This is a genomic window from Nosocomiicoccus ampullae, assembly GCF_019357495.1.
GTDB classification, from domain to species: Bacteria; Bacillota; Bacilli; order Staphylococcales; family Salinicoccaceae; genus Nosocomiicoccus; species Nosocomiicoccus ampullae.
Window position 1 is genome coordinate 331,222 of the sequence record NZ_CP079110.1, and the last position, 17,298, is coordinate 348,519.

The 17,298-nt window shown below is 33.5% G+C and carries 13 protein-coding genes; 12 read left to right on the forward strand and 1 reads right to left on the reverse strand.

Translation table 11 applies throughout. The features are described from left to right. Window positions 1–32 precede the first annotated feature (32 nt). From KPF49_RS01780 to KPF49_RS01835, 12 genes are all read left to right on the forward strand, one after another. Complete coding sequence (locus KPF49_RS01780; protein WP_183673456.1) at window positions 33–236, forward strand: hypothetical protein; 204 nt, start codon at window positions 33–35, stop codon at window positions 234–236. 70 nt (window positions 237–306) lie between these two features. Further along, on the forward strand, window positions 307–690 hold the full coding sequence (gene ygs, locus KPF49_RS01785) for a S1 domain-containing post-transcriptional regulator Ygs (protein WP_183673458.1): 384 nt from the start codon (window positions 307–309) through the stop codon (window positions 688–690). A gap of 217 nt (window positions 691–907) precedes the next feature. Beyond that, window positions 908–2,461: an L-glutamate gamma-semialdehyde dehydrogenase gene (gene pruA, locus KPF49_RS01790; RefSeq protein WP_375781550.1), complete on the forward strand. Its 1,554-nt coding sequence runs from the start codon at window positions 908–910 to the stop codon at window positions 2,459–2,461. Between the two features lie 33 nt (window positions 2,462–2,494). Next, window positions 2,495–3,688 carry an ornithine--oxo-acid transaminase gene (locus tag KPF49_RS01795; protein WP_183673460.1) on the forward strand — a complete coding sequence of 398 codons (1,194 nt, stop codon included), beginning with the start codon at window positions 2,495–2,497 and terminating at the stop codon, window positions 3,686–3,688. Window positions 3,689–3,797: 109 nt separating this feature from the next. Continuing rightward, window positions 3,798–4,406, forward strand: a complete 609-nt coding sequence (locus KPF49_RS01800; protein ID WP_183673462.1) for a TVP38/TMEM64 family protein — start codon at window positions 3,798–3,800, stop codon at window positions 4,404–4,406. A gap of 4 nt (window positions 4,407–4,410) precedes the next feature. Further along, a complete protein-coding gene (lepB, locus tag KPF49_RS01805) occupies window positions 4,411–4,944 on the forward strand; it encodes a signal peptidase I (protein WP_183673464.1) in 534 nt (177 codons plus the stop codon). A 10-nt stretch (window positions 4,945–4,954) separates the two neighbouring features. Beyond that, a complete protein-coding gene (locus KPF49_RS01810) occupies window positions 4,955–8,479 on the forward strand; it encodes a PD-(D/E)XK nuclease family protein (RefSeq protein WP_183673466.1) in 3,525 nt (1,174 codons plus the stop codon). Then, window positions 8,472–12,017: a helicase-exonuclease AddAB subunit AddA gene (addA, locus tag KPF49_RS01815; RefSeq protein WP_183673468.1), complete on the forward strand. Its 3,546-nt coding sequence runs from the start codon at window positions 8,472–8,474 to the stop codon at window positions 12,015–12,017. The genes KPF49_RS01810 and addA overlap by 8 nt, the downstream gene beginning before the upstream one ends. Then, window positions 11,998–13,065, forward strand: a complete 1,068-nt coding sequence (locus KPF49_RS01820) for a DUF418 domain-containing protein (RefSeq protein ID WP_183673470.1) — start codon at window positions 11,998–12,000, stop codon at window positions 13,063–13,065. Before addA ends, KPF49_RS01820 begins: the two co-directional genes overlap by 20 nt. Before the next feature lie 74 nt (window positions 13,066–13,139). Beyond that, a complete protein-coding gene (locus KPF49_RS01825; protein WP_183673472.1) occupies window positions 13,140–14,030 on the forward strand; it encodes a fumarylacetoacetate hydrolase family protein in 891 nt (296 codons plus the stop codon). A gap of 12 nt (window positions 14,031–14,042) precedes the next feature. After that, window positions 14,043–14,423 (forward strand): YisL family protein, encoded by a 381-nt coding sequence (locus KPF49_RS01830; protein WP_183673474.1) that lies wholly within the window; start codon window positions 14,043–14,045, stop codon window positions 14,421–14,423. Window positions 14,424–14,548: 125 nt separating this feature from the next. Next, window positions 14,549–15,952, forward strand: a complete 1,404-nt coding sequence (locus KPF49_RS01835; RefSeq protein ID WP_183673476.1) for an alpha-amylase family glycosyl hydrolase — start codon at window positions 14,549–14,551, stop codon at window positions 15,950–15,952. Window positions 15,953–15,968: 16 nt separating this feature from the next. Here KPF49_RS01835 and KPF49_RS01840 read toward each other — a convergent pair whose 3' ends face one another. Next, window positions 15,969–17,297: a CoA-disulfide reductase gene (locus tag KPF49_RS01840; protein WP_183673477.1), complete on the reverse strand. Its 1,329-nt coding sequence runs from the start codon at window positions 17,295–17,297 to the stop codon at window positions 15,969–15,971. Window position 17,298 lies beyond the last annotated feature (1 nt).

The following is a 17,298-nucleotide window of genomic DNA, read 5'->3' on the forward strand; positions in this document are numbered from 1 at the left end:
ATACTATTAGTTGTAAAGGTGTGTGAATGACTATGATGGAATTTCTTTATTTTCCAGAAGATAAAACAGAGTATATACCAGGACTCATTACTCTTGTTGTTTGTATAATACTCGCATATGTAGTGTTTGTTTTAATTAGAAAATATTCTAAAAACGAAGCACAACGTGCGAAAGAGTTTGAAGAAGAAGTCATGAAGAAAATAGATCAAGACGACCACGATAAAACATATAAGTAAATACAATAAATGGAAGCCCTGCTTGAAATATGCTATTATTATGAAGTGTTAAATGAAGTGGGGTTTTTTTGTGACAAAACAATACCGAGCAGGTCAATTTGTTAAAGTGAAAGTAACAAACGTACGACCATACGGTGCTTTTGTCAAAACTGTAGATGGTGTAGATGGGTTAATTCACATTTCACAAGTGATGGATGATTTTGTACAAAACATTCATCATTATCTTTCTAAAGGGCAGATTGTTAAGTGTAAAATAATCAGTGTAAACGATAGGGATGGAAAATTAAATCTGACTTTAAAAGAAAATGAATACTTTAAAAGAAAAAGTAAGAAAAAGAAAGAGCGATCGATCTTAGATATTATAGAAGAAACTGAAGAATACGGTTTTGAATCCCTACGAGAACGACTGCCTATTTGGATTAAAGAGGCAAAAGTACAGATGTATGATTGTTAAAAGACTTAGTGAAAACTAAGTCTTTTTTTATTAAAATTTGCTAATTTATCTAATAAATAGTTACAAAAATAATTAATAATAGATAATGTAAGTGTAATTATTTAAAATTAATAATTCATAAAGTTGTAAGTTTATTCATTATTGGCAAATAGCTTGAATATTTATATAGTAGTGTGCGAATATATATTTATAATCAAATTTAGGAGGCTACTTTTTTATGGAATACTCTATGGATCACTATAGACACGAACCTTTCGTTGACTATACTAAAGAAGAAAACAAGCAATGGGTGAAAGCGGGCATTAAAGAAGCTCAGAAGATTTTCGGTCAAGAATTCCCATTAATCATTAATGGTGAAAGAATTTACACTGACGATAAAAACGAAGTCTACAACCCAGCAAACAAATCAGAAATCATTGGTTACGTTTCTCAAGCAACACAAAAAGAAGCAGACCAAGCGATGGAAACAGCGAAAGAAAAGTTCGAAGCATGGAGAAAAACATCATTTTCATTACGTTCAGACATTCTTTTCAAAGCAGCACAAATTATTCGTGACAGAAAAGCTGAATTTACTGGTCATTTAGTAAAAGAAGCAGGTAAGCCATGGAAAGAAGCAGACGGAGAAGTAGCAGAAGCAATCGACTTCTTAAACTATTATGGCCGTCAAAACTTAGAGCTTGCTAATGGCAAAAAGGTACAATCTCGTGCCGGAGAATTTAACCGTTTTCATTATATCCCGTTAGGTGTTGGCTATGTTATTTCACCATGGAACTTCTCATTTGCAATCATGGCAGGTACTGCAGCAGCAGCACTTGTAACAGGTAACACTGTATTACTTAAACCTTCATCTAACACACCAATAATTGCGTACAAATTTATTGAAGTACTTGAAGAAGCTGGACTACCTAAAGGTACGATTAACTTTATTCCAGGTTCATCAAGAGAAATTGGTGACTACTTAGTCGATCATAAAGATACTGCATTTGTATCATTTACTGGTTCACGCGACGTTGGTGTTCGTATTTATGAACGTGCAGGCGTTGTTCATGAAGGACAAGTAAACTTAAAACGTGTCATTGCTGAAATGGGTGGTAAAGACACAATTGTTGTAGACAATGGTGTGGATCTTGACGAAGCAGCAGATGCAATTGTAAACTCTGCATTCGGCTTCTCTGGTCAAAAATGTTCAGCATGTTCACGCGTAATCGCTCTTGAAGAAGTTCACGATGAATTACTTGAAAAAGTAGTTGAAAAAACAAAAGAATTAACAGTCGGTGACCCATCTGAAGATATCTTTATGGGTCCAGTAATTGACCAAGCATCATTAGATAAAATTGAGAAGTATATTGAGATTGGTAAAGAAGAAGGTAAACTCGAAATCGGTGGTAAAATCGAAAACGATACAGGTCACTTCGTTCACCCAACAGTATTCTCTGGTCTTAAACATGATGACCAAGTAATGCAAGAAGAAATCTTTGGACCTGTTGTTGGATTCACAACAGCTAAAGACTTTACTGAAGCAATTAAATTTGCAAACAATACAGATTACGGCTTAACAGGAGCAGTATTTACAAACGACCGTGAACATTTAGAAGAAGCACGTCGTGACTTCCACGTAGGTAACTTATACTTCAACCGTGGTTGTACTGCAGCAATCGTTGGGTACCAACCATTTGGTGGTTTCAAAATGTCAGGTACAGACTCTAAAGCAGGTGGACCAGATTACTTATTACTCCACATGCAAGGTAAAATGACTTCAGAAATGTTTTAATTTAAATTACAAACTACTGTAGGGGGTGTCTGTATGACACAATCAAAAGATATTATTCATCTTGCTGATAAAGTTGCAGCACCAACATACAAACCTCTGCCAATCGTCGTTGACGAGGCAGAGGGTGTATGGGTAAAAGATCCTGAAGGTAATAAGTATTTAGATATGCTCTCAGCATATTCAGCGGTGAATCAAGGACATCGTCATCCTAAGATAATTAAAGCGCTTAAAGAACAAGCTGACAAAGTAACACTTGGTTCTCGTGCGTTTTATTCAAGTAATTTAGGTGAATGGTTAGATAAGCTTAACGAAATTTCTGGTAAAGAAATGGGTATCCCAATGAATACAGGCGCTGAGGCAGTAGAATCTGCAATTAAAGCAGCACGTCGCTGGGGTAAAGAAGTTAAAGGTATCGAGGATGGAAAACAAGAAATTATCGGTATGAACGGTAACTTCCATGGTCGTACGTTAGGTGCGATTTCACTCTCAAGTGAAGCGGCATATAAAGAAGGGTTTCACCCGTTAGTTCCAGGCTTCCCACTCGTGCCATATGGAGATATTGATGCTTTAAAATCTGCGATTAACGAAAACACTGTCGCAATTATTCTGGAACCAATTCAAGGTGAATCTGGAATTAACATTCCACGTGACGGCTTTTTAAAAGAAATACGTGAGTTATGTGACGAAAATAATGTTTTAATGATTGCAGACGAAATTCAATGTGGACTTGGACGAAGTGGTAAATTATTTGCATGTGACTGGGAAGACGTTGAGCCAGATATGTACATTTTAGGTAAAGCACTTGGCGGTGGTGTGTTACCAGTATCTGTTGTACTCGGTGATAAGGAAGTACTCGAGTTAATGACTCCTGGCTCTCACGGGTCAACATTTGGTGGTAACCCACTTTCAGCTGCAGTATCTATTGCAGCAATCGACGTTTTACTCGATGAGAAACTTGCAGATCGTTCAAATGAACTTGGTGAGTATATGAAATCTGAACTTCAAACAATCGACAATCCGGTAATTAAAGAAGTTCGTGGACGTGGATTATTCATTGGTATGGAATTAACAGAAGATGCAAGACCATATTGTGAAGCGTTAAAAGAACGTGGACTATTATGTAAAGAAACGCATGATACAGTCATTCGTTTTGCGCCACCGTTAATTATTGGAAAAGAAGATTTAGACTGGGCAATTGGACAAATTAAAGAAGTACTTTCTAAATAATAAATACTTTTTAAAACTCTCATACGAAACGTATGAGAGTTTTTTTGATTGGAAAACTTAAAAATTTAAAAAGGTGTTATAATATAACAAACTGATAGGGGTGAAAATGATGTCAAAATACATTGAACTTTTTACGACAGAAGAAGGTCTTGAACAAATTTTTGAAGCTTTTGATGGTCTAGGGATATTTGTTGGACTTTTGCTTGTGTTTATTGAGTCATTTTTACCATTCTTACCTCTCATTGCTATCGTTATTTTAAATACGAACGCTTACGGGTTTTTAATCGGCTTTTTAATGAGTTATTTAGGTAGTGTTGTAGGAAGTTATTCAGTATTTCTAATCGTTAGAAATTTTTTAAAGCGTCCGACAACAGCATATATTAATAGACATCCTACACTCGTTAAAATGAGGCAGTTTGTCGATACGAGAGGGTTTAGTTTTTTATTTATCTTATTATCATTGCCATTTACCCCGTCCTCAGTGGTCAATTTAATTGCAGGAATTTCTAACATTAGTAAAAGAGTATATTTGTACATATTAATTGGTTCAAAGTTTATAATGATACTATCGATTTCTGTCGTTGGATATGATGTGACAGCATTTTTCACGTCACCAGCAAGACTATTAATATCGGTCATATTTTTAATTGTTTTATATGTATTATCTAAGTTATATGAAAAGTATTTAGAAAGAAAAATGAATAATCATTTGGAGTGAAAGTATGTTAAAGGAAATAAAAGAATGGGTTATTACAATCGTAATTGCTCTCATAGTAGTTTTTGTCGTAAGAACATTTTTACTTACACAATTCGTTGTTGAAGGTGCGAGTATGGCACCAACATTTATAGATGGAGATCGTGTATTTGTAAGTAAAATCTCTTATAACTTACATGATGTCGATCACGGTGACGTTATTGTATTTGATAGTAATGAAGGTGACGCTTATATAAAAAGAGTTGTAGGTGTGCCAGGAGATTATGTAGAGATGAAAGACAAAGAGGTCTATGTCAATGGAGAACATGTCGATGAAACATATGTCTCTTATAAAGAAGATTCGTACTCTGATAATTTTACGTTAGAAGATCTCGGAGTTGATGGTGAGATTCCTGAAGGGGAGTATTTAGTCCTTGGGGATAATCGTCCAGTGAGTAAAGATTCTAGACAATTTGGCTTAATTGAAGACGAGCAAATTATTGGTAAAGTATTTATTAGATTTTGGCCATTTTCTGAAATAACAATGAACTTTTCAGATTAGGAGGTAAACGATGATTAAAGTTTGGACAGGTGTCAGTGGAACAGGTAAATCTGAAAAAATGTTTGCAGACATCGATGAAAAAACAAACAATGACCCGCTTGGTAATCGTATTTATATAATTACACCAACACAAAATACGTTAACATATGAACAGATTTTAACGAATGATAATAATAAGACCTATAGAGGAAGTTTAAGAACGAATGTCTTAAGCTTCTCTCGTTTTATGTGGCATGTTTTTAATGAGATTGGACATCGTGAAAAGAACCGTTTATCAGATGTCGGTCACATAATGCTTATACATAAAATACTACAGCAATTTAATAATGATGAATTGACATATTATAGAGATTCTAGAGAATATGTAAAATTTTCCGGGAAACTTTTAGAAACTATTGAAGAATTTATTAATTATGATATATCTGTCGAGGATATTAAAGGTTTATCTTTTGACAATAATCGAACGAAAGAAAAGTATGATGATTTAGTCAAAGTGTATGAAAAATGGCTAGAGATGATTGACGAATATTCAATTGAAAGTATTAATTTAATGCCACACTTTTTAAAAATTTTAAATGAAGTTGACGTCAATGAAATTGAAAGCCTAAATAATGCGACGATTTATATTGATGGTTTCCATAACTTTAGTGAGTTAGAACTTCAATTATTAAAAACACTGACGCGTTTCACGGATGATATTACACTTTTACTCATGCATAGTTCAGACAATAAAGATTTATTTAGAAAAACAGAAAATGTAATTCAAGAGTTAAAAAGAGTAGATTTATTTGGTGAAAATGGTGTCGATATTATAGAGTTTCCACATGAAAACTACCGCGCAAAAAGTGAAGGATTATACCAAGTTGAAAATTATTTAAGAAAAGGAACACCGATAAATAACATTGACGGTGTGAGTTTGATTGAAGCACCGAATATGCGCGCTGAAATTGAAGAAGTGATGCGTCAAATTGAAACACTCATCCGAACGAAAAACGTGAAATATAAAGACATCGGTATATTATATAGAGATCAAAGTTATATCGAAGTTTTAAGATATTATTTTGAAAAGTTTGAGATTAAATATTCAATCGACCAAAAATATAAAATGATTCAACATCCATTTATTCAATTTGTTATGAGTATATTTGAAGCTTACCGTCAAAACTTTAAACGTGAATCGATTATTAATATTATGAAGAGTGGTTATTTAAACGATGATGACGACTTTAATATGTATGTATTTGAAAACGTCGTATTAGAATCTGGCATTGATTTTCAAGCTGGGTTATTAAATGACGAATTATTTAAAAAGTTTTTAGAAACACGGGACGACGGTCAAAAACAAACACTTTCAGAAGTGGAAATTCAAGACATTGAAGAAATGCTTGCATATAAAAACAAAGTACTTGCCGCGTTAAATCAACTATATAAGTCGATAGAATCTGGCACTAAAGCCATCGATTATATACAGTCTATTTATCAGTTTTTAGAGAAAAATAGAGTATTAGAAAGACTAGAACAAGATATAGACAATTGTGAAGACGAAACGCGTAAAAATGAAACAGAAGATGCGTATAATCATTTTATTAACTTACTTGATAACGCACATATCGTTTACGGTGAAGACGAAGTGACGTTTGAGTTATTTGTCGATAATTTAATAGAAGGTTTAATGGAAGCAGAGTTTAACTTATTGCCCGCTACGTTAGATGAAGTAACGGTCGGGGTGTTAGATCTTGCGAAGGTTGAAAATAAAAAGTATATTTTCATGGTTGGTATGAATCACGCGAATATGCCGATGGAAATTGGTGGAAATGATATTATTTCTGATGAAGAAAAACGTAAATTTGAGGCACATGAACTTCAAATATCTCCGACAAATGAAGTATTACGCCGAGATGAGAGATTTGTTTTTTACCACGGAGTCACGAGACCAACAGATGGGTTATTTATGAGTTACTCTTTAAGTAATTTAAAAAATGAACCGACTAAAATTAGTCCGTTTGTAAAAGAAATCGTCGCACAAAGTAAAGATATAGAGATTATTCGTCCGTCATTATTTGGTACGACAAATGTTGAAGGAAATATTTCTAGTATTAATAGTATGGAAGATTTACTACTCGAACGTTTAAGAGATATTTTAAATACGCCAAAAAAATATGAAGATACGATTATTGAAGGCGTTAGAGATCGCGTATTTCTTGAAGCAATGTACGTCTTACAAAAAGACGCGAAATATAAAGACTTATACGATAGAGTGGTTCGTAATTTAGCGTACAAAAACGAAAGTGAAAAAGTTGACGAAGCAATTGCTGAAACCTTATATGGTGAAGCGCTAAGTGGATCAGTGTCAAGATTCCATAGTTTCTATAACTGTCAGTTCCAACATTTTATGAGATACGGGCTAAAACTTCATCCACGTGAAGAATTTAAACTAGAAGCAGTCGACATTGGTAATTTATACCACACAGTTTTAGAAGATGTTATGAAGTATCATTTTAATTATGATTTAAAAAATCAATCCATCGCAGACATTAATAGTGCTGTGTCAAAATCTGTCAAAAAAGCAGTTAAAAATATCTCTTACGGAATTTTCGAGCATTCAGGATATTATCAAGCACTGATGGTTAAAGCGATTGAAACGATAACAGAAGTTGTTATTAACTTACAACGATACTCTAAAGCATCTGACTTCAATATTAAATTTATAGAAGAACGGTTTGGTAGAGATGAAGATACGTTTGGAGCATATCAACTTAATACGACGAACGATCATACGGTTCATTTACGAGGAGTCATCGATAGAGTCGACGTTAACGAACGTGAAGACGGGACGTTTATCTCACTCATTGACTATAAGTCGAGTGACCGTAAGTTAGATTTAACTGATGTTTACTTAGGAACTGAACTTCAGCAATTTATGTATATGAATGTGATTGAAGAGAATAGTAAACAAATGTTTGAAAATATTTTACCGTTAACGATGATGTTCTATACAGTGAAATCAACGAAGACATCACTCAACCAAAAAGATGAAGAAAAGCTATTAAAGGCAAAAACAAAAGAAGAATATCAAGACATGCTACAAAAAATGAAAGAAGATAAGCTAAAACCAAGTGGATTATTCGTCGTCAATGAAGATGATGAGTCATATTTAGACGCAACGACAGACGATACGTTGTCGATGCTTCTTCATAACGATGAAAATGTGGGAGACTTTTATAAAGGTTTTACAGCAAAAGGTAAAATTAATAAGCGTTCTAAAAATAATTTTATCTCAATAGATATGTATAACCGTTTTAAAGATCATGCGGTTGAAAAGATTAAAGAAGCGGCAGATGATATTTATGATGGTGACGTCCGTATTAACCCTATTTCTGAAAACGATGATCTCATACCGTGCAGATTCTGTGAATTTAAATCCGCATGTAACATCGATTATATTATGAACAAAAAAGATTTTGTCGATAAAAAAGACCCATTACTCGTACAAATGGTCGAATCTTTAAAAGAAGGCGGTGAGTCTGTTGAGTAAACAATTTACTGAGGATCAGTTACGCGCAATTAACGCTAAAGGTAGCGATATTTTAGTTTCTGCGGCAGCAGGAAGCGGTAAAACAGCAGTACTCGTCGAGCGTATTATTTCTAATATTTTAAATAATACGTATGATCTCGATGAAATTTTCGTTTCAACGTTTACAAACGCAAGTGCAAAAGATATGAAAACTAAACTCGAAGAAGCGTTAAATGAAAGACTTCATAGAACGACAGATGACGAAGAGAAACAGCGTCTGTCTGACCAGTTATTAAAAGTAAATGATGCACATATTAGTACGCTTCATAGTTTTTGTCAGTTTTTAATTCAAAACCATTATAACGTCATCGGTATCTCACCAGATATGCGCACACTTTCAAACGAAGAGACCGATACGTTAAAAGGTGACGTATTAGATCAAATATTAGAAACCTACTATCAATCGACAAACGATGATTTCTTTAAGCTTGAAGAATTTTTATCTTCAGATAAACAAAACGATTCGTTAAAACAATCGATTTTGAACTTATATAACGAAGCAATCGCAACAGAAAATCCTATCGTTTTTTTAGAAAGTTTAATCGATGAATGGGTAAATGAAGATAGTCTTAAAGAATTACATGATTTTAATAAGAAAAAGAACTTAGAAGAAATTGACCGAGTCATCGACTCGATTCAATCATTTTCAGAATATCTCTTTATGGTCGTACCGGATTTAGATTACGAACATAAAGACGTTAAAAAAATACTGGCAGTCAGTGATGAGTTAAAAGGACTTGCACTTAAAATTAAAAATAATACACCAGCGACACCGGTTCTAACAGAGAAGTTTATAACAAAACGTGCAGGTGTATTTAAGCTAATTGAAGACGAACTAGAAAATAGTGAAGCGAAAGCATTACAAGATAAAACTAACGAAGACATTAAAGTAATTGCGACATTAAATACTTCAACACTTGAAGAGTTTTTAGAAGAAATGGCGATGATGAACGAAGTCAGAAACGTCTTCTTACGAATTACGTTAGAGTTAATCGACGCGTATAGTAAACGTAAACTTGCAAATAACACGATGGACTTTAATGATTACGAACATTTTGCGATTCAAATACTATCAGCAAATGACGGGGAAATCGGAGATCTATATAAAGAAAAGTTTGAAGAAGTGATGATTGACGAGTATCAAGATACAAACCGTGTACAAGAGTCTATTATTTCTTATATTAAACGTGGAGATGCGCATGACGGTAATCTATTTATGGTTGGTGACGTAAAGCAGTCAATTTATAGATTCCGCCAAGCAGAACCTAAACTATTTTTAGAGAAAATGGACGCGTTTCAAAATGAAAACTCCGGAGAATTAATTACGTTAAACAAAAATTTCCGTTCAAATAGTGGTGTGTTAGAAACGACGAACTATATTTTTAGACATATTATGGATAGAGCAGTTGGTGAAATTGAATATACGGATAGTGAAGCCCTTCACGTCGGTTTAGAGAAAAACAAAACTCCAATTCAAACAGAAATTAAAGGGATTGTATACGATGAGTCTAAACTCACGCGTGTCGACGCAGAACTCAATTATATTATTAAAAAGATTTTAGAGTTACGTTCTAAAAACGTGCCATATAAAGATATCGTTATTCTTACACCAACGCGTTATTCAATCGACGAGTACCACTCAAAATTTAAAGAGTTTAACATTCCTTTAGTGTATGAAAATAATGCTGGATACTTTGAAACGTTAGAAATTCGTACGATGATTAACTTTATTTCTATTATAGATAACCCGCTTCAAGATGATCATTTAGTTGGGTTATGTCGCTTACCGTTCTTTAACTTTTCGAATACTGACATCGCAAAAATTCGCGTGAACGATGAAAGAAAAAACGTCTACTTCTATGACTCAATTAAAAATTATAATGAAGTAGACGAAACAAAAATAAAAATTGATTATTTACTATCAGAATTAGATATCCTACGTGAAGAAGCGAAATACCGCTCAGTCACGTCACTATTAAAATTTATCTATGAAAGATATAACGTCATCGAATTTTTCGCAGGACTTCCAAGTGGAGATACACGTAAAGCAAATTTAAACGGATTACTCGTTTATAGTATGGAGTTTATGAAGAGAAATCATCATTCTCTTTATGAATTTATTAGTTATATTCATTACTTATCAAATAGAAATATCGACTTCGGAGAAGAACAAGTTGTGAGTGAGGAAGAGGATGTTGTTCGAGTGATGACGATTCACTCGTCTAAGGGACTTGAGTTTAAACATGTTTTCTTAGTTCATAATAACCGCGAGTTAAAAAGTCGAGATCTTAATAGAAGCACTCTCGTTCACCCGTTATACGGAGTCTCTATGAAGACATATGACGCGACGAACTCAGTCGTAAAGCCAAATATTCACTATGAGTATATAAAAGAAATTCTTCATAAAGAAGATATTTCCGAGCGGTTTAGATTGTTATATGTCGCATTAACTCGTGCAGAAGAATGTTTATACATTCCATTTTTAAAAAATGTTGAAGAGAAAAAGTTTAACGAATATATAGAAGAAGAACCGTCGTTTTTAGAACTTATTCTGGACGAATCACTTGACGCTGAAGATATCACCGAAAACGAACCACTACCAAAAGAATTTAGACTACAAGTAGCAAATCATAGAAATTTACTCGTACCGGTATTATTTAGAAAAGAGAGTGACTATTTTAAGACATCTATAGACTTTTATGGAGATAATGAAATCGCAGAAAAAATTGAAAGAATTACGCTAAATGATTTATTAGAAAAGGTAGATGAAGTTCATCCGTCACCAGAAGTTGTGGAGCGGTTAAATTATAAATATGATGGTAGTAAAGAATATTTAGAAAGCGTAAAAGATTCTGTCACTGAAATTAAAAGACGTAACGAGACGGTCGATGAGGATGCTTATCCTCGTAAAGATATTTATAAAAAAGAGGTTAAGCTTAGAAAGCCAGCCTTTTTAGATGATAGTAAGGACGCGCCGCTATTTGGAACAGTAATGCATGAGGTGATGGTTCAAATTGTTCACCGAATTGACTCGGTAATCACTTCAAACAATAAGGAGTCGCTTATAAAGGCAATCGTCAATAACTATACAAAAGACTTAGAATACGTTGAAGAAAATGACCGAGAGCGTATGGTAGAGTATGGTCTAAAATTCGTAAATGATGAAACAATTATAGAAATTTTTAATCACTCTATACAAAACTATACAGAGCTTCCGTTCATTATGAGTCAAAAAACAATCGATATTAGTGATGTCAACGGAAAAATGGTTCAAGGAATTATCGACTGCTTAGTAAAGCATGAAGATAAATACATCATTATCGACTATAAGACAGACAATGTCACAACTGAAAGTGAAAAAGATTTAATTGAACGTTATGAAGTTCAAATGAAGATTTACAGACGCTCAATTGAAGAAGCGTTAAACACGCGTGTCGATGTTTATTTATACTATTTCAACTATGGAGTGTTAAACGTTTATGACTGTGAAAAAAGATAATCAACTGATCGGATTTATGTTCGTCATTTCAATGTTTTCAGTTGGAATATATTATTTACTTCCAATGATTTACGTGAATCCGTATGAATATTTTTATGGTGGAGAGCTGAAAAGTTATCAGCTCTACCATCTATTTTTTAGTGGTGTAATGATCCCAGTCACGTCACTAATTACAGGGTTTATTATTTCAAGACAAGATTATGATAGGTTAACTGTACTTAAAAAGTTATTAATGATATTTATCGTATTATTTTTTATTAGTTTATTATTTAACGGATTTATTGGTTTATTTATCGTCCCAATTAGTGGGATGGTCGTCTTATTCTTTAGAGATAAGCCGCTAATTATTAGTATCATTACGTCCTTAATATTACTCAGTCTATATTTTATTGTTTGGACGATCTTACCTGCACTTGTGGCAGCAAATTCAAATAATATTGTTTACTCAAGTATTCAGCAGTTAAATAATTATCTCGGTGTATACCGAGAGAGTGACATAATCTCGATGATAGAATTCAACGTACAAAGTATATTTACTATTAATTTCTTTGATAAATTTTTATTTTTATCGTTACCACTCACATTTGTCGGCTCGATATTTAATCGATTAAATATCGAAGATTACTTTAAACAAAAAGGGACTATTTTAATGATCATAACAATAATTAGTGGTCTCATTATTAAAATGATGGAGATTCTTAGTTTAGGATCTAAAAGCGGCCGCTTAATTGGTGACAATATTGGTGGAGTAATCATGAGTTTAGGGTTATTTTTACTACTCATATTACTTGTCCAACGACTGCCAAAAGTGTCGGAATTTCTCTTTGAAAATATTGGGGTCTTTTCGCTAACAATGTTTATGATTTTTAATTTAATTATGGCAACGATATTTTATGGATTTGGATTAAATTATTATGGTGAAGTTAAAGTTGGTTATTTAGTGATCATTATTTTAATCATTACTATAGTCATTTTTGTCTTAAGTATGTTGTTAAAAAAGACGAAAATTAGACCACTTATAATAATTTCTAATGAAAATCATTATTAATTTAATTATAATGAATTAAAGAAATTCTAACCGTGTTTTGTTATACTTATAAAAAGGGATAAAGGAGTAGTCTTATGAAATTTCTATCATTTAGCTACAAAGACACGCCGACTTACGGTGTTAAAGTAAAAAGAGAAGACAGCGCATGGATTTTACCAAAATTATTCGAAGAATTTGGAGAAGACAAAGACTATCCAAAAACTTTACTTGAAGGAATTACGAAGTATAATACGTTAGATTTCCAAGAAATTGTACGTACATTAGTTGAAAAAGCAGAAGCGGATGACAACAATCATTTATTTAAAGCGCCGTTTACTGAAATTGAATTTCTAGCTCCAGTTGCACCTCCAAATAACTTAATTTGTTTTGGTCGTAACTATAAAAAACACGCTGAAGAAATGAATAATGAAGTATCACTCACTGTATTTACAAAAGCAAACTCTAGTTTAGTTGGTGACGAAGAGTCAATCGACGCATTTACTGACTTAACGAGCGAGTTAGATTATGAAGGTGAACTCGGTGTTGTAATTGGTAAAGAAGCACATAACGTACAACCGCATTTAGCATTAGATTATGTTTACGGTTACACGATTGTAAACGACATTACAGCACGTGACTTACAAAAATCATTAAAACAATTTTTCTTAGCAAAAAGTTTAGCAGCACCAATTGGACCATATATTGTCACTAAAGATGAGGTGCCATCGTTAAATGACGTATCGATCGTCACTAAAGTGAACGATGAAATTCGTCAAGATGGTAGTACACGTGATATGATTTTACCTGTTGAAGAAATTATTTCAGAAGTATCTAAATATGTGAAACTAATGCCTGGAGATATTATCGCAACAGGTTCACCAGAAGGTGTCGCTGCAGGGATGGAACACCCTGATTTCTTAGAATCAGGTGACGTTGTCCGTGTATCAATTAATGGCATCGGTACACTCACAACTTATATTAAATAAAGGAGATTAAGTATGTTTCATTTGCACTTAACAGCTATTGTTATTACGTTTATATTATTTTTAGTGACGTATTTCTCATATAAAAAAGATCCGTCACGAGACAACCGTCGAGCGTTCATTTTACACATGACGCTAAGACTCTTCTATATCATCGTGTTATTCAGTGGTGTGATGATTTTCATCCAAAACTTAAGCATCATTGGTAATATTGATAAAGGTCATATGATGTACGGTATTAAAGCGTTACTCGGACTCCTTACAATCGGGTTAATGGAGATGACATTAGTACGCGAGAAAAAACAAACGAAAGTACAAACGTTCCTAATTATTGCGATTGTATTAGTCATCGTAACAGTATTACTTGGATCTTACTTACCACTTGGAACATTATAATATTAAAACTGCAGAAAATATTCTGCAGTTTTTTTATGTATAATTTATGAACTTTCTAGATTTGTATACATAATTTTTTAAATCCAGTATAATTAAATTTGACAGTTAAGAAAGGTGGACGTAGGTTGAAAAAGTTTTTATATGTCACGATATTTATTTTTATGTTTTCATTTATACATACAAGTGACGTTTATGCTGAAACTGATGACACGTCACGTGTTTATACAATTACCATCGATCGTTTTTTAAATAAAAACGAAGATAATGATTCCGTTGATAACGTAGACGGAGATTACAACTTACCGTTTGGTGGGGACTTAGAAGGTATTGAAAGTCAATTTGACTATATTAAAGATATGGGATTTGACACATTATTATTAAGCCCAGTCTTTGAAATGGACGATAAGGACTTTTTAGGGTATAGCGTTACAGACTATACTAAAATTGCTGAGCGTTTCGGCGGGGAAGAGGAGTTTAAAGACTTTTTAGATAAAGCACATGACCACGACTTTAAAGTTGTGATTGATCTTCCAACAACTAAAACTGATGAATTTACAGCATTAGACAATCCGAAAACGACAGATATTATGAATGAATATTACGATTTAATTGACCGTGAATTTATCGATTTTAATAACGAAGACAACCAAGAAAAATATAAAGATTTAATGACAAATTTCCTAAATGAGTATGATATTGACGGTGTAAGCATGTTTGTCGTACAAAATGTAGATAGACATGATATTTTACCTGAAGATATTCCTGCATATGCAGTTGTACTCGATGACGATATCGATGCTTCAAATTTTGATTATACTGCATATGATTCAAAGCGTGAAAAAATCGCAAATGCATTCGGTGGAATCGATATCGATATTCCAGAATATCCTAAAGATGATGAAATTTTAATGGCAGACCACTTCTTTAGTGAACGTTTTACGTCCTATTCAGTTGAAAATAATCTATTTCCAGGTACGAGAGTCAAAATGTTGTACCCGTATTTACTTGCTCATAGTGGTCCTGTTTTTGTAACAAATGGAACAGAAATTGCACAAAATGGTGATACGTTAAATACGATTCATCCGCAGATGGACTTATGGACAGATAAAGAAGTTCATGACTTTATGAAAACGACATATAGTGTATTTGATCAACATAAAGAATTATTAAATCGTGAAATTGAAACGATTGAAAAAGATAGTGGTTTATATGCTGTTTTATTTAAAACAGATGATGTAGACTTTATTCTTGAAATTAATAATACGAGTGAAACACAAAAGTTAGAAATTACTGAAGAATATGTTGAAGATGGAAAAGAATTAAGTGGCTTATTACTAGGTGAACGTGTTCAACCACATGATAATGCGTTATATCCTGTAATTGATAGAGAGTTAACAGAACTCTACGCAGTCATTACACCACCAGGCTTAAACCATTGGTATTTAATTTCAAGCTTACTTATTTTCGGTGGATTTGCAGTGTTTATATTTGTCGTTGCTAAACGTAGTAAACGAAAAGAGCATAAATAAGAACAATCGGGAGGCTTTATTTAAGCTTCCCGATTGTTTTGTATCCGAGCATATTAATAATATCTTTAGGGCTACTAAAAGGTGGTGCGTATGAGACTTCAACGTCAATTAAATCGTCTACTGTTCCACCGAGTCGAGTCAGTGTTGATAGTATATCTAGACGCTTATCGAGTCCATTTTTGCCAACTCCAGATGCTCTTAAAATTTTACGTGTATGTGTATCTACGTAAATCCTCATTGAAAGTGGAGTTGCGTCTGGCATGTAACCAGCCTTATTATTTTGAGTTTGTTCAACGATAATATAATCTTCGCCTTCTAAATCTTCTAATGATAATCCCATTGAACCAACAGTGATGTCAAAGAATCTCAAAATAGACACTGATAATAATCCGTCATGCTTATGATTATTTTTTTCAGCGAGATGATTCGCGATGACATATGCTAAACGGTGTGCTGGCCAAGCGAGTGCGACGGATACTTTTTTGTTTGGTACGTGCTGATAATTTGTTTCAACCGCATCGCCGATTGCGTATACATTATCGATATTTGTTAAACCGTATTCGTCAATTGGTATAAATCCGTTATCTAAAACGATGTTTGATGACTCTAAAAACTGTGTACGTGGTAAAATACCAATTGCTTGAACGATTAACTCAGCATCGATTGTTTCGTCGTTATCTAACGTCAGAGTTGTACCGTCTAATGATTTTGGAGTTGTATTTAACATTAAATGAATATCTTGTTCGTCAAATGTTTGTTTAATGTGTTCTGTAAAATGTTGTTCTAAAGTGCTGTAAACTTTGTCATTATGCTGAATTACAGTTACATTCAGACCACGCTTTTTTAACTGCTCTGTAACTTCTAATCCGATAAACCCTGTGCCGATAACGACCGCATGTTTCACGTCATTTTCAGAAATGTAAGCATCCATTTGATCTAAATGATGGAGATGTTGAAAAATAAATGACTGCTTAGCATCTTTCACAGTATCGAGTGTTCGAGCTTCTCCACCAGGAGATACAACTAATTTATCGTAATAATCGTTAAACGTTTCACCTGTTTGTAAGTTTTTAACTGTGACGTAGTTTTCCTGATCGTTTACGCTGATGACTTCATGCTCTGTATGAACGGTAATTCCTTGGTCATTTAATTGATTGGGCGTACGTGCAATCAGATCTTCTCTTTTAGCAACTTCGCGAGATAAATAATACGGTAAACCACAGTTTGCGAAGCTAACATAAGGATTTTTATCATAAACAATGATTTCACTTTCCTTATCGAGTCTTCTAAACTGACTCGCAACAGTCATCCCACCGGATAATCCACCAATAATAACGAGCTTCATA

Bases quoted from the DNA above. Each gene is read 5' to 3' on its own strand.
- KPF49_RS01780 (WP_183673456.1), top strand. From the start codon at position 33: ATGATGGAATTTCTTTATTTTCCAGAAGATAAAACAGAGTATATACCA.
- KPF49_RS01800 (WP_183673462.1), top strand. From the start codon at position 3,798: ATGTCAAAATACATTGAACTTTTTACGACAGAAGAAGGTCTTGAACAA.
- KPF49_RS01830 (WP_183673474.1), top strand. From the start codon at position 14,043: ATGTTTCATTTGCACTTAACAGCTATTGTTATTACGTTTATATTATTT.
- KPF49_RS01825 (WP_183673472.1), top strand. From the start codon at position 13,140: ATGAAATTTCTATCATTTAGCTACAAAGACACGCCGACTTACGGTGTT.
- KPF49_RS01795 (WP_183673460.1), top strand. From the start codon at position 2,495: ATGACACAATCAAAAGATATTATTCATCTTGCTGATAAAGTTGCAGCA.
- KPF49_RS01820 (WP_183673470.1), top strand. From the start codon at position 11,998: ATGACTGTGAAAAAAGATAATCAACTGATCGGATTTATGTTCGTCATT.
- KPF49_RS01810 (WP_183673466.1), top strand. From the start codon at position 4,955: ATGATTAAAGTTTGGACAGGTGTCAGTGGAACAGGTAAATCTGAAAAA.
- lepB (WP_183673464.1), top strand. From the start codon at position 4,411: ATGTTAAAGGAAATAAAAGAATGGGTTATTACAATCGTAATTGCTCTC.
- pruA (WP_375781550.1), top strand. From the start codon at position 908: ATGGAATACTCTATGGATCACTATAGACACGAACCTTTCGTTGACTAT.
- KPF49_RS01840 (WP_183673477.1), bottom strand. From the start codon at position 17,297: ATGAAGCTCGTTATTATTGGTGGATTATCCGGTGGGATGACTGTTGCG.